Here is a 13,751-nt window from a genome sequence, read left to right as displayed (position 1 = left end):
CCCTCTTCTTATTTGTTTTCTTTGACTCTATTCTTGGTTAGTTTTGGCTTTCTCTAATAAATCCGTGAAAAAGTGGCGTAACGAGTAGAGCATGATCAAACTTGGAATCACCATAAGTGCGGTCAGTATAAAGAAGGTTGACCAATCATTGAGGTAATCGACCAATTCACCACTAAATGAAGCCAGTGTTGTTCGACCGAAGTTACCCAAGGATGCGAGTAATGCATATTGGGTTGCAGAGAAGGCCTGCCCAGTTAATAACGTTAAGAAAGAGACAAAAGCTACTGTTGAAAAGGCGGTCGTGAAGTTATCGACAATAATCGTTGCCAAGAACAGTGTTTCACTTGGGCCTGCTTGAGCGATCCATGCAAACATTAGATTACTGGCTGCCATGGCAACACCGCCAATCATCAGTCCGCGTACAATGCCGAATTTTACATTGAAGACGCTGCCTACCAAAGTGAAGAATATGGTTGCGCCCCAACCAATTAACTTCGAATAGTGGCCGATCTGTTCGTTACTGAAACCTATCTCTTTATAGAAGGTGATCGACATGCGACCTAGGAAGGCTTCACCTATCTTAAATAGGAATACGAACAGCAGTAGGGTGATGGCAACTTGAACTCCGTTTCGTTTGAAGAAGTCATAAAACGGTTCTAACACGGTAACACTGAACCAAGCCACGACTTTCGAACCGACAACCTTATTGTGGCGTTGCTGAGCCTGTTCTTGCAGGGCTTCGCGTTGTGTATTTGGCTCTCCGACAAAAAGAGTAAACAGCATTAGTACGACAACGACGCCTGCCATTCCGTAATACACGCCATTCCAACCGATTGAGTCTGCGTTAATAAAGGCAAGGTAGCCTGGTAGAGAATACCCCGTCCACCAACCAATTACGGCCATTGCAGAAGCTTGCGGCAGTTTTGATGCTTCGGATTTTGGGAAGGTATCAATACGAAATGCATCAATCGCGATGTCTTGCGTGGCTGAGGCAATGGCAATAGCGAGCGCCAACATTGAAGTAAACGCCAAGTTCTCTGCGGGATTGACGCCTGCGATGAATAAGGTACCGATTAAAACAATGGATTGGCAGAAAAAGATCCAACTGCGTCGCTGGCCGAGTATTGCGTGAAGCACCGGCAGTTTTACTCGGTCTACCAATGGTGCCCATAGAAAGTTAATCGCATACACGGCAAACACACTGCCAAAGTAGCCGATGGCAGCACGCGTTAAACCTGCATCTTTTAGCCAACCAGACATATTGGATCCAATAAGAACCCATGGGAAGCCACTCGAACAGCCGAGCATAAACACCCAAAGTAGGCGTTTATCTAGGTAGCTGCGGAAAGTCTGCATCCAAGAAAGAGAGGGAGTGCCTGATGACATAGGGCGTCCTTGTGTAGAAAAACGCCCTTAAGAAATAAGGGCGTTAGATTGGATTACTTAAGAAGGGTCACTTTAGTGATGACGATTGGGTCAACTGGTATGTCTGACATGCGGCCCATTCGCTTGGTTGGAATCGTTGCCATCTTTTGAACAACATCAAAACCTTCAGTTACTTTGCCGAATACAGCGTAGCCTGGGTTGCTACCTTTTGCGTTCAAGAAGTCATTATCAGAGAAGTTAATGAAGAACTGACGAGTTGCAGAATCTGGCGCATTAGTACGAGCCATCGCGATTGTTGCTGTATCGTTCTTCAAGCCATTGCTGCCTTCATTCTTGATAGGAGCGTAAGTTGCTTGTTGATTCATCTCTTGATCGAAGCCGCCACCTTGAGCCATAAAGCCAGGAATAACACGGTGGAAGATAGTGCCTTCGTAGCTGCCGTCTGCCACGTATTTTAGGAAGTTCTCCGCGCTAACTGGTGCTTGTTCTTGGTTAAGCTCAATAGTGAAGTCGCCTAATGTTGTTTCCACGTTTACTTTAGGACCAGCCCAAACGCTTACGCTCACTAGCATTAATGCGATAGAAGATAAAATACGACCCATTAGAAACGTTCCTTCATGTAAGTTTGTAGCTCTTGGTCGTTAGCGATCTCAGTAAGAACCAAGTTGATCACGTCATTAAGAACCATAGAGATGTCGTCGTTAGATGCACTCAATGCACCAGTGCGTGTTGCAGTGCCGTTGAATGTTTTAACTAGTTTGCCTTCAGGCGTTTCAGCGGTAACTTCAAGCGTTACTTTACCGTCCATTTTGTTTTCCATAATGGTGTGCTCTACGGTAACGAGTGCTTCTTGAATCTCTAAAACAATCGAGTTTTCACTGTTTACGCTCGCACGAAAACCTTGAGACTCTAACTGCTGTGCAACAGCATTTTCTAGAGAGATACGCATGTTTTGCTTAGCGTGAATTGGCTGAATGTTTGAACGGCCACTATCAACCAATGCAACATATTGAGCGGCACGAACATCTTTACTGGTTAGTGTGTATGTTTTGCCTTGTACAAGGTTGCTTGAGCTTAGTGAAGCTTCTGGCATTACATTGATCTGTTCTTGCTGAGGGGCTGAACATGCTGTCAAAGCCATAATAGAAGCAGCCAAAATCAGTTTTTTCATTCCTTTATCCTTTCTAAATTCACACCAGAAGCTCGGTATCTTAAATTCTTGTGAAGTCGTTTCTGCTTATTTATTAAAATTCGCAGGTTCTCTTGTTGCTTGTAATATCTCAAATTTTTGGTTTAGTTCAAGCGTTTCAACGTTAGCTTCACCAAATAGTCTTGCTAGTTTGACATCGTATCCGAGGTGTCGGTTGCCAATAACAATTAATTTGCCTCCATTGCTTAGAACATGCTTTGCATCACAGAACATTTGCCACGCAATGTGATCCGTAATCGCTTGTTGCTGATGGAATGGAGGATTACACATCACTAAGTAGGTGCTGTTTTTCTTGAAGCCATCTAAACAGTTGTTGGCGATGAACTGGAAGTTGCCTTCTTCACCAAGGTTATCTTTGACGTTTTGGCGCGCCGATTCCACCGCCATAAAGCTTTCATCCACACAGGTGATACGGGCTTGTGGGTTCAATTGCCCTGCTTTTACACTCAATACACCGTTGCCACAACCAAGATCGATGATATGACGTAGCTCAGGATCTTGAGGGATGTGCTCTAGCATATAGCGAGCGCCTTGATCGAGTGCTTCCCCTGAGTAAACATTTGGTAAATTTTTCAGGCGGATATCTTCACCGTCTACATCCCATTCAACAAAAGGCTCTACCGTTTGAATTGGCTGGCAGTTTGGAGATGAGAAGACTAAGCGGTGTTTTTTCTTCGCTAGTGATGTTTTGGTTTCGCCTAGGTATTTTTCGAACAGGTTAAGCGTAGAGGTGTGAATCTCTTTTACCTTGTTGACGCCGATCACTTGGCAGCCTTCAGGCAATGCTTGGCGTAGCTGGCTCAGTTGCCAGATTAGGTGACGATTTGTTTTTGGCAGCTGCATGATCACAAGGTCGATACCGTGTGGGATATCATCCATCGTGTTCAAGAAGTTCACTCGGTTACTTTGATTGCGCTGCAAGTTTTTCAGGGCACCGCGATGAGAGATAAATGAGTCGCTCATCATGGTGACATCATGATCTTTCGAGAACCAAGCGGATAGGGCACCGAAGCTGTCGTTCATGATCAGGATGTGTTTGCCAGGTTCGAGGTTCATCTCTTCAACATGACTGATCAGGTATTCGTCGCCCGCATCCCAAGCTTGAAGGGTTTCATTTGAACGTTTCGGGAAACGATGTAAGGTTAAAGTTCTATCGTGAAGGGTAAGTTCGGTTTTCATTGCTTGAGATACTTATGTAAGAAATAACAAAGATATTGTCTCAAATGCAGGCTGAACAAGATAGAAAAAACTCAACCAAACCTACGCCATTCGCTATCAAATACTCAGACAGTCGACCGCTTAGGGTTTATACTCATCCCACGGATAATGCCAATACGTTATTAAGGAATCACAATGATCCAAGAAGTTATCGAAACAAAATTGCACAATGAGTTTTCACCAAGTCATTTAAACGTGGTTAATGAGAGCTATATGCACAATGTTCCGGCCGGTTCTGAGAGTCATTTTAAAGTGATTGTTGTCAGTGATGTGTTTGAAGGATTGCGTCTTATTGCTCGTCATCGAGCGGTAAATAAAGCTCTTTCAGAAGAGCTAGCGAATAATATTCACGCACTGTCCATTCACACTTATACAAAAGATGAATGGATGAAGCAGCTCGATAACGTGCCAGACAGCCCTATGTGTATGGGTGGTGGCAAGTAACACAGCGAGCATATTGACAAAAGGTGGTGATGCCGCCTTTTTTGTCGCCAAACCTATGTGTTTTTCGTTGTTATATCACTCAAACTGATGGCAATTTGAACGACTAAAAATACCTACAATGAGTAATGTTTTTATTAACAGTGTTTCAACATAACTCGTAAAATAATAGTTTGTGACAGAGTATTAATCTCTTGTTTAAAACACGTTTCAAAAGCCATTTTATCTGTGCGGCTCGTCAAATTTATACATATTTGAGAGTCCATATGCTTCAAATCTCACCAAATAAACGCGGTATTCAAGTTATTGGTCATGGCATCAAGTTGTCAAAAAATGCTAGAATACGGCACCTGATAAATCTCACATAATATTTGTGATGAGTTTATTAATGTAATGTTGCGATTTTGGTATCTCAAATTTACCAAAACCGGACACTGTAATGTCGTGTCTAAGGGCGATTTTAAAACGTCCTGAATTTACGCAATTAAAAGAATCTTTTTCCCGATAAAGTAGTGCAAGTGCGTATGATTACAATAAAGAAGGGTTTGGATCTTCCTATCGCAGGAACTCCATCCCAGGTGATTAATGATGGTAAGTCCATCACTAAAGTCGCCTTGCTTGGCGAAGAGTACGTTGGTATGCGTCCTACGATGCATGCTCGCGTTGGTGATGAAGTGAAGAAAGGCCAAGTTCTTTTTGCAGATAAAAAGAACCCAGGTGTTGTATTTACTTCTCCAGCAAGCGGTAAAGTTATTGAAGTGAACCGTGGTGCTAAGCGTGTTCTTCAATCAGTAGTGATTGAAGTAGCAGGCAATGAGCAAATCACGTTCAATAGCTATGAAGCTAACCAACTAGCAAGTCTTGACCGTGAAACGGTTAAAGCTCAGTTAGTTGAGTCTGGCGCATGGACCGCTTTGCGAACTCGTCCGTTCAGCAAGGTTCCAGCAGTTGATTCTGAAACTCAGGCTATTTTCGTTACTGCTATGGATACTAATCCGCTAGCAGCTGAGCCAGAATTAATCATTAACGAGCAGTCTGATGCTTTCGTTGCTGGTTTAGATCTTCTTTCAACTCTGACTAACGGTAAAGTGTACGTTTGTAAAAAAGGTACTAGCTTACCTCGTTCAGCTCAGTCTAACGTTGAAGAACATGTTTTTGATGGCCCACACCCTGCAGGTCTTGCAGGCACGCATATGCATTACCTATACCCGGTAAATGCACAAAATGTAGCGTGGAGCATTAACTACCAAGACGTTATCGCATTCGGTAAGTTGTTCCTTACTGGTGAGATTTACTCTGAGCGTGTTGTTTCTCTGGCTGGTCCAGTAGTTAACAACCCTCGTCTAGTTCGTACTCAAATTGGTGCTAGCCTTGAAGAGTTGACGGACAGCGAGTTGATGCCAGGTGAAGTTCGCCTGATCTCAGGTTCAGTGCTATCTGGTGTTCACGCTTCAGGTCCACATGCTTACCTTGGCCGTTACCATCAACAAGTTTCGGTTCTTCGTGAAGGTCGTGATAAAGAGCTATTCGGCTGGGCTATGCCTGGTAAGAACAAGTTCTCTGTTACTCGTTCATTCCTTGGTCACGTGTTTAAAGGTCAGTTGTTCAATATGACAACGACAACGAACGGTAGTGATCGCTCTATGGTTCCAATTGGTAACTACGAGAAAGTAATGCCATTAGATATGGAGCCTACTTTGCTGCTTCGCGATCTATGCGCTGGTGACGTTGATAGTGCACAAGCACTTGGTGCGCTAGAGCTAGATGAAGAAGATTTAGCACTGTGTACCTTTGTATGTCCTGGTAAGTACGAGTACGGTCAGTTACTTCGTGAATGCCTAGATACAATTGTGAAGGAAGGGTAATTTTCATGGGCCTTAAAAAGTTTATTGAAGACATCGAGCATCATTTTGAACCAGGTGGTAAACACGAAACGTGGTTTGCGCTTTACGAAGCAGCAGCAACACTTTTCTACACACCAGGTACTGTTACAAAGAAAAGCTCGCATGTCCGTGATAGCGTTGATTTAAAACGTATCATGATCATGGTTTGGCTTGCGGTATTCCCAGCAATGTTCTGGGGTATGTACAACGCAGGTGGTCAGGCTATCGCAGCACTAAACCACATGTATTCAGGTGCAGAACTAGTTTCTATCATTGATGGTAACTGGCACTACTGGCTAACCGAAATGCTTGGAGCATCCTTAGGGGCCGATGCAGGTTGGGGCAGTAAGATGCTCTTGGGTGCGACTTACTTCTTACCTATCTACGCAACGGTATTTATCGTTGGTGGTTTCTGGGAAGTACTGTTCTGTATGGTGCGTAAGCACGAAGTCAACGAAGGTTTCTTTGTTACTTCTATCTTATTTGCGCTTATCGTTCCGCCAACGCTTCCTCTATGGCAAGCAGCACTAGGTATTACCTTTGGTGTTGTTGTTGCGAAAGAGATCTTCGGTGGTACGGGTCGTAACTTCTTGAACCCTGCTCTTGCTGGTCGTGCGTTCCTGTTCTTTGCATACCCTGCACAGATTTCAGGTGACGTAGTTTGGACTGCTGCAGATGGCTTCTCTGGTGCAACAGCGCTTAGCCAATGGGCTCAAGGCGGCGGTAGTGCACTAATGAACGTAACATCAGGTGAAGCAATCACTTGGATGGACGCATTCATTGGTAACATTCCAGGTTCTATCGGTGAAGTTTCAACGCTTGCACTTATGATTGGTGCAGCAATGATTGTTTACATGGGCATTGCGTCATGGCGCATCATTGCGGGTGTAATGATCGGTATGGTTGCAGTATCAACACTATTTAACGTGATTGGTTCTGACACTAATGCGATGTTCAGCATGCCTTGGCATTGGCACCTAGTTTTAGGTGGCTTCGCGTTCGGTATGTTCTTCATGGCGACTGACCCAGTATCAGCTTCATTTACCAATAAAGGTAAGTGGTGGTACGGCATCCTAATCGGCGCAATGTGTGTAATGATTCGTGTAGTTAACCCTGCATACCCAGAAGGCATGATGCTTGCGATTCTATTCGCAAACCTATTTGCTCCTCTGTTTGACCACGTTGTAATCGAGAAGAACATTAAGCGGAGACTAGCGCGCTATGGCAAGTAATAACGATAGCATTAAAAAGACGCTGTTTGTTGTTATCGCATTGAGCCTAGTGTGCTCAATCATCGTTTCAACAGCTGCAGTTGTTCTTAAACCTAAGCAACAAGCTAACGCAGTTCTGGATCAGCAAACTAAGATCCTTGAAGTTGCGGGCATTGAACTTGCGGGTAATATCCCAGCACTGTACGCAGAGAACATCGAACCTCGTCTAGTTGATTTCGCTACTGGCGATTTCGTTGACGGCGACGCTGCTGCATACGACCAACGTAAAGCGGCAAAAGATCCGGCTCAGTCAATCAAGCTTTCAGCTGAAGATGACATCGCTAAGATCCTTCGTCGTGCTAACACGGGTACGGTATACCTAGTGAAAGATGGCGCTGAAACTTCTAAAGTTATCATCCCTGTTCACGGTAACGGTCTATGGTCAATGATGTACGCATTCGTTGCGGTAGAAACTGATGGCAACACAGTTTCTGGTATCACTTACTACGAGCAAGGTGAAACTCCTGGACTTGGTGGTGAAGTTGAGAACCCAACTTGGCGCGCTCAATTCGTTGGTAAGAAATTATTCGACGAAAACCACAAACCTGCTATCCAGGTTGTTAAAGGTGGCGCTCCTCAAGGTTCTGAGCACGGTGTAGATGGCCTTTCTGGTGCAACACTGACTAGCGTTGGTGTTCAACATACATTTGACTTCTGGTTAGGTGATATGGGCTTTGGTCCGTTCCTAGCAAAAGTTCGTGACGGAGGTCTGAACTAATGTCTAGTGCAAAAGAAATTAAAAAGAGCATCTTAGCGCCGGTGTTGGACAACAACCCAATTGCGCTACAGGTTCTTGGTGTGTGTTCTGCTCTTGCGGTAACCACTAAGCTAGAAACAGCATTTGTTATGACTATCGCGGTAATGTTCGTTACTGCTCTGTCTAACTTCTTCGTTTCTTTGATCCGTAACCACATTCCTAACAGTGTGCGTATCATCGTTCAGATGGCAATTATCGCATCACTAGTAATCGTGGTAGACCAAGTGCTTAAAGCATACCTATACGATATCTCTAAGCAGCTATCTGTATTCGTAGGCCTAATCATTACTAACTGTATTGTAATGGGTCGTGCTGAAGCATTCGCAATGAAGTCTGCGCCAATCCCATCTCTAATCGATGGTCTTGGTAACGGTCTTGGTTACGGTTTCGTTCTTATCACTGTTGGTTTCTTCCGTGAGCTTCTAGGCTCTGGCAAACTATTTGGTATGGAAGTACTACCTCTAGTGAGCAACGGTGGTTGGTATCAGCCAAACGGCTTGATGCTTCTAGCACCTTCTGCATTCTTCCTAATTGGTTTCTTGATTTGGGCAATTCGTGTGTTCAAACCAGAACAAGTAGAAGCGAAGGGGTAAGGTAGTCATGGAACATTATATTAGTCTGCTAGTTAAATCGATTTTCATCGAAAACATGGCGCTTTCTTTCTTCCTAGGTATGTGTACATTCCTAGCGGTATCTAAGAAAGTTAAAACTTCTTTTGGTCTTGGTGTTGCGGTAGTTGTAGTACTTACAATCGCTGTTCCTGTAAACAACCTTGTTTACACACACATCCTGAAAGAAAACGCGCTTGTTGAAGGTGTCGATTTAAGTTTCCTTAACTTCATCGCATTCATCGGTGTTATCGCGGCACTTGTACAAATCCTAGAGATGGTTCTAGACCGTTTCTTCCCACCTTTGTACAACGCACTAGGTATCTTCCTTCCACTGATCACAGTTAACTGTGCAATCTTTGGTGGTGTATCTTTCATGGTAACTCGTGACTACAACTTTGCTGAATCTGTTGTTTACGGCTTCGGTTCTGGTGTGGGTTGGATGTTAGCTATCGTTGCTCTTGCGGGTATCCGTGAGAAGATGAAGTACTCTGACGTACCTCCAGGTCTTCGTGGCCTTGGTATCACGTTCATTACTGTTGGTCTGATGGCGTTAGGCTTTATGTCTTTCTCTGGTGTTCAACTGTAGGGTAAGCACCCAGTAATAAGGAATAACAAATGTTTAGTATTATTCTTGGCGTAGCGATGTTTACCATTATTGTACTGGCTCTAGTACTAGTGATTCTTTTCGCTAAGTCTAAGTTAGTACCATCAGGTGACATCACTATTTCAGTAAACGGCGACCCTGAAAAGGCGATCGTTACTCAACCTGGTAGCAAGCTACTTGGTGCCCTGGCTGGCGCTGGTATCTTCGTATCTTCTGCTTGTGGTGGCGGTGGCTCTTGTGGTCAGTGTCGTGTAAAAGTTAAGTCTGGTGGTGGCGACATCCTTCCAACTGAACTTGATCACATCACAAAAGGTGAAGCTCGCGAAGGCGAACGTCTTGCATGTCAAGTTGCTATGAAAACTGACATGGAGATTGAACTAGACGAAGATATCTTTGGTGTTAAAAAGTGGGAATGTACTGTTATCTCGAATAACAACGAAGCTACTTTCATCAAAGAACTTGCTCTAGCGATCCCTGAAGGTGAAGAAGTTCCGTTCCGCGCGGGTGGTTACATTCAGATTGAAGCTGAACCACATCACGTGAAATACGCAGATTACGATATTCCTGAGGAATACCGTGGTGACTGGGATAAGTTCAACTTGTTCCGTTATGAGTCTATCGTTAAAGAGCATTCGATCCGTGCTTACTCTATGGCTTCATACCCAGAAGAGAAAGGCATCATCAAGCTTAACGTGCGTATCGCAACTCCGCCGCCAAACAACCCTGACGTAGCTCCTGGTGTTATGTCTTCATACATCTGGTCTCTTAAAGAAGGCGACAAATGTACTATTTCTGGTCCATTTGGTGAGTTCTTTGCTAAAGACACAGACAATGAAATGGTATTCATCGGTGGTGGTGCAGGTATGGCGCCTATGCGTTCTCATATCTTCGACCAACTTAAGCGTCTTAAGTCTACTCGTAAGATGTCTTACTGGTATGGCGCGCGTTCTAAGCGTGAGATGTTCTACATTGAAGATTTCGATGGCCTAGCGGCTGCAAACGAAAACTTCGTGTGGCACTGTGCACTGTCTGATCCTCAACCAGAGGACAACTGGGACGGTTACACTGGTTTCATCCACAACGTACTGTACGAAAACTACCTGAAGGATCACGAAGCTCCTGAAGATTGTGAGTACTACATGTGTGGTCCACCGATGATGAACGCTGCTGTTATCGGCATGCTGAAAGATCTTGGTGTAGAAGATGAAAACATCCTACTAGATGACTTCGGTGGTTAATCCACTTAAGTGATTGATATTATGGCTGACTCCTACGAGTCAGCCATTTGTTTTTCTAAGACAGCTTTTGACAACATACTGGCTTATATAAGAAAGAGTAAGGCATTCAAAATACCTATTTTTTACTCTTATTTTTCCTTATATGAATCCTCAACATTAGACAGGAGTAAGCAAGTGAGAATTTGGCTTGTTGCATTAACTTCTTTGATTTTTCTTGCGGGCTGTGAGCAGTCAAGAGAGCAAGTGCATTTGAGTGGCCCAACGATGGGCACGAGTTACAATATTAAATACATCAATGGTGATGAATTTCCTGAGTCTAATGAAGTTCATACAGAGCTCGATCGTCTACTTGAAGAAGTAAACGACCAGATGTCGACTTACCGTGAAGATTCCGAATTAAGCCGTTTCAACCAGCATAAAGGTGCGGATGCGTTCGAAGTATCTGAGCAAACAGCGACGGTTGTGAAAGAAGCGATACGTTTAAACGGTCTTACTGAAGGAGCACTGGATGTAACGGTTGGTCCGTTAGTTAACTTGTGGGGTTTTGGTCCTGAAGCTCGTCCTGAAGTTGTGCCATCAGATGAAGAGCTGGCGGCTCGCAAGGCTAAGATTGGTATCCATCATCTTAGTGTTGAAGGCAACATGTTGAAGAAAGACCTACCTAACCTGTATGTCGATCTATCCACGATTGCAAAAGGTTGGGGTGTTGACGTCGTCGCTGACTACCTTGATTCTATCGGTATTCACAACTACATGGTTGAAGTCGGTGGCGAAATTCGTCTGAAAGGTTTAAACCGTGAGAACGTGGGCTGGCGTATCGCGATTGAGAAACCAAGCGTTGATGAGCGTAATATCCAAGAGATCATCGAGCCGGGTGATATGGCTATCGCAACCTCTGGTGATTACCGTAACTATTTTGAACGTGATGGTGTTCGTTACTCACACATCATCAACCCTGAAACAGGAAAGCCTCTTCACCATAAAGTGGTTTCTGTGACTGTTTTAAACCCGTCTTCAATGACTGCAGACGGCTTATCTACGGGCCTTATGGTCTTAGGTGAGGAAAAAGGAATGGAAGTCGCAAACCAACATAACATCCCAGTGTTCATGGTGGTAAAAACAGCAGATGGCTTTAAAGAAATTGCTTCTGAAGCATTTAAGCCATACTTAGGTAAATAAGGTAAGCGAGATAATTATGAATACATTTCTGATTACATTTGGTGTTTTTCTTGCAGTAATCGCAGCGATGTCAATTGGCTACATTATCCAAAAGAAAGTTGTGAAAGGTAGCTGTGGCGGTTTGGGTGCTGTTGGTATTGATAAAGTATGTAACTGCCCTGAACCTTGTGACGCGCGTAAGAAGCGTGAAGCACGTGAAGCTTACCGTGAAGAGAAGCTGGCTGAGCGTCAACAAAAAGAAGCGGCTTGGAGTAAAGACCGTATCGCTTAATTGGTGACAGTCATAGGGGATAGAGTTATCTATGCCCTCAAATTGAAAAGCTCAAGATTATCGTCTTGAGCTTTTTTAGTTTTGAGGTCTAGCAATTAATCTTGGTATACCAAAAATGGAAACAGAGGCGAATGACTATTGTTCGATTTGCATGCTGTTACGCGCAAACACTAGTTGGTTTCTACCTTGCTCTTTTGCCGTATAAAGAAGCTCATCAGCGGCTTTGATCTGCTCATCTAGCTTCGCGTCTAAATCGGTTACGCCGATACTGATACTGACCTTGATTCTTTGAGAGTCATGCTCAACAACATGGCTTTCAATGGCTTCTCTCATGGACTCTAAGTTGTCAACAAAGCTCTCAAACGAACCACACGACTGAATACAAAATTCTTCGCCACCGAAGCGTACAGCAACATCATCTTTAAAATGGCCTTTGATGATCTTGCCGACTTCCACGAGGACTGCATCACCACCATCGTGACCGTAGGTGTCGTTCACTTTCTTGAAGAAGTCGATATCCATCATGGCTATACTGCGCTGCTCACAACCTTTACATGTTTGATTGAACAGGTAACGACGGTTCCATAAGCCAGTAAGAGCATCCTCGTTGGCATGTCGAAATAGCTCGTTGGCCGCTTCTTTCATATCAAGCAGTTGATGGATACGGCAAAAAAATTCTTCTTGGTTAAAAGGCTTGTAAAGGAAGTCGTTAGCCCCCGCTTTAAGGAATCGAGCTGTCATGGTGCGATCATCGCTGCCTGATAACCCTAGAATAGCCAACTGGTTTCTGTCGTGATCGCGTCGTATCTCACGGATCATCGCTATACCGTCTTTCTTCGGCATATCATGGTCTGTAACAACGAACGTAATATCGGGATCGTTATGAAGGAGCTTTAATGCTTGTTCGCCATCTTCGGCTTGGATAGTTTGGATATATTGGTGTTCTAGAAGTTGAGCTATGTAACGGCGAACGACCGCTGAATCATCGACAACCAATGCTTTGTGATGGCGATTATTCGAAATTCTTTGAACCAGGGGAAGTAGGTAGCTTACTGATGACATACTGTCTTTAAGTATGTAATCGATAACGCCTTTGGCTAGGACTTGCTCTCGCAGTTGATTGTCGAACATCCCGGTCAGGACAATGATTTTCTGTTGATAGCCTAAGACGAGATCAATGATCTCGCCGTCTTGGCCGTCAGGTAAACAGTAGTCGAGGACTGCACACAAGAAATCCGTTTCTTGCTCTAAGATCGCTTTGGCTTCTTCTACAGATTCCGCCAACGCAACTTCATAGCCATCGTTCTTAAATTGTTGGTAAAGATAGTTTCTGAATGCGCGACTATCCTCTACCACTAGTATTTTTTCACTCAAAAGCTATCCCTACTTATAGACTAAATACTCCTAACAATACTATCAGAATAGTGGGCGGCGAATGAAGTGAAGCCTGTTGAGCTGGACTCCAGATCATTTTAAATCTGAGAATAATTGATTATACTGTTCATAGATACAGTTGTAAGGTTGAGTTATTTCCAAATGTGCAGTTCGGACCAAGAGAAAGTCAGAAAAATAATCCATGTCGATATGGATTGTTTTTAAACTAGCAGGTGTTAATTATTGGGGAAAGTTGTAATTGAATTAATGCCTACTACACTTCAACCAAAGGGTGGCAATTTTGGGGT

14 protein-coding genes are annotated in these 13,751 nt (G+C 43.9%); 9 read left to right on the top strand and 5 right to left on the bottom strand.

Annotated elements, in window-relative coordinates:
- Window positions 1-27: 27 nt before the first annotated feature.
- From AB4507_RS10060 to AB4507_RS10045, 4 genes are all read right to left on the bottom strand, one after another.
- Window positions 28-1,386, bottom strand: a complete 1,359-nt coding sequence (locus AB4507_RS10060; RefSeq protein ID WP_017059905.1) for an AmpG family muropeptide MFS transporter — start codon at window positions 1,384-1,386, stop codon at window positions 28-30.
- A gap of 53 nt (window positions 1,387-1,439) precedes the next feature.
- Entirely contained in the window at window positions 1,440-1,988 is a 549-nt protein-coding gene (locus AB4507_RS10055; RefSeq protein WP_017059906.1) for a peptidylprolyl isomerase, read from the bottom strand.
- Window positions 1,988-2,557 (bottom strand): YajG family lipoprotein, encoded by a 570-nt coding sequence (locus tag AB4507_RS10050; protein WP_017059907.1) that lies wholly within the window; start codon window positions 2,555-2,557, stop codon window positions 1,988-1,990. The genes AB4507_RS10055 and AB4507_RS10050 overlap by 1 nt, the downstream gene beginning before the upstream one ends.
- 66 nt (window positions 2,558-2,623) lie before the next feature.
- Window positions 2,624-3,775 (bottom strand): methyltransferase, encoded by a 1,152-nt coding sequence (locus AB4507_RS10045; RefSeq protein ID WP_017068516.1) that lies wholly within the window; start codon window positions 3,773-3,775, stop codon window positions 2,624-2,626.
- A 174-nt stretch (window positions 3,776-3,949) separates the two neighbouring features.
- Here AB4507_RS10045 and bolA point away from each other — a divergent pair, with 174 nt between their 5' ends.
- From bolA to nqrM, 9 genes are all read left to right on the top strand, one after another.
- Entirely contained in the window at window positions 3,950-4,258 is a 309-nt protein-coding gene (gene bolA / locus AB4507_RS10040; protein ID WP_017064186.1) for a transcriptional regulator BolA, read from the top strand.
- A gap of 521 nt (window positions 4,259-4,779) precedes the next feature.
- Window positions 4,780-6,120 carry a Na(+)-translocating NADH-quinone reductase subunit A gene (locus tag AB4507_RS10035; protein WP_032545690.1) on the top strand — a complete coding sequence of 447 codons (1,341 nt, stop codon included), beginning with the start codon at window positions 4,780-4,782 and terminating at the stop codon, window positions 6,118-6,120.
- 5 nt (window positions 6,121-6,125) lie between these two features.
- Complete coding sequence (locus AB4507_RS10030; protein WP_004735208.1) at window positions 6,126-7,370, top strand: NADH:ubiquinone reductase (Na(+)-transporting) subunit B; 1,245 nt, start codon at window positions 6,126-6,128, stop codon at window positions 7,368-7,370.
- Window positions 7,360-8,127 (top strand): Na(+)-translocating NADH-quinone reductase subunit C, encoded by a 768-nt coding sequence (locus tag AB4507_RS10025; protein WP_076654629.1) that lies wholly within the window; start codon window positions 7,360-7,362, stop codon window positions 8,125-8,127. Before AB4507_RS10030 ends, AB4507_RS10025 begins: the two co-directional genes overlap by 11 nt.
- A complete protein-coding gene (locus tag AB4507_RS10020) occupies window positions 8,127-8,759 on the top strand; it encodes an NADH:ubiquinone reductase (Na(+)-transporting) subunit D (RefSeq protein ID WP_008223083.1) in 633 nt (210 codons plus the stop codon). The genes AB4507_RS10025 and AB4507_RS10020 overlap by 1 nt, the downstream gene beginning before the upstream one ends.
- Before the next feature lie 7 nt (window positions 8,760-8,766).
- Window positions 8,767-9,363 carry an NADH:ubiquinone reductase (Na(+)-transporting) subunit E gene (gene nqrE / locus AB4507_RS10015; protein ID WP_009848375.1) on the top strand — a complete coding sequence of 199 codons (597 nt, stop codon included), beginning with the start codon at window positions 8,767-8,769 and terminating at the stop codon, window positions 9,361-9,363.
- Window positions 9,364-9,392: 29 nt separating this feature from the next.
- Entirely contained in the window at window positions 9,393-10,619 is a 1,227-nt protein-coding gene (nqrF, locus tag AB4507_RS10010; protein WP_017059912.1) for an NADH:ubiquinone reductase (Na(+)-transporting) subunit F, read from the top strand.
- 174 nt (window positions 10,620-10,793) lie between these two features.
- Window positions 10,794-11,798, top strand: a complete 1,005-nt coding sequence (locus tag AB4507_RS10005; RefSeq protein WP_372182590.1) for an FAD:protein FMN transferase — start codon at window positions 10,794-10,796, stop codon at window positions 11,796-11,798.
- A 16-nt stretch (window positions 11,799-11,814) separates the two neighbouring features.
- On the top strand, window positions 11,815-12,069 hold the full coding sequence (gene nqrM / locus AB4507_RS10000; protein WP_009848378.1) for a (Na+)-NQR maturation NqrM: 255 nt from the start codon (window positions 11,815-11,817) through the stop codon (window positions 12,067-12,069).
- 135 nt (window positions 12,070-12,204) lie between these two features.
- On the opposite strand, the gene AB4507_RS09995 is transcribed toward nqrM, so the two are convergent.
- Window positions 12,205-13,443 (bottom strand): response regulator, encoded by a 1,239-nt coding sequence (locus AB4507_RS09995; protein WP_372182587.1) that lies wholly within the window; start codon window positions 13,441-13,443, stop codon window positions 12,205-12,207.
- Window positions 13,444-13,751 lie beyond the last annotated feature (308 nt).

The sequence above is a fragment of the Vibrio sp. 10N.222.54.A3 genome (genome assembly GCF_041474095.1).
GTDB lineage: Bacteria > Pseudomonadota > Gammaproteobacteria > Enterobacterales > Vibrionaceae > Vibrio > Vibrio crassostreae_C.
The sequence above is the reverse complement of the archived record's forward strand: the minus strand, read 5'-3'. Positions and strand labels throughout refer to the sequence as shown.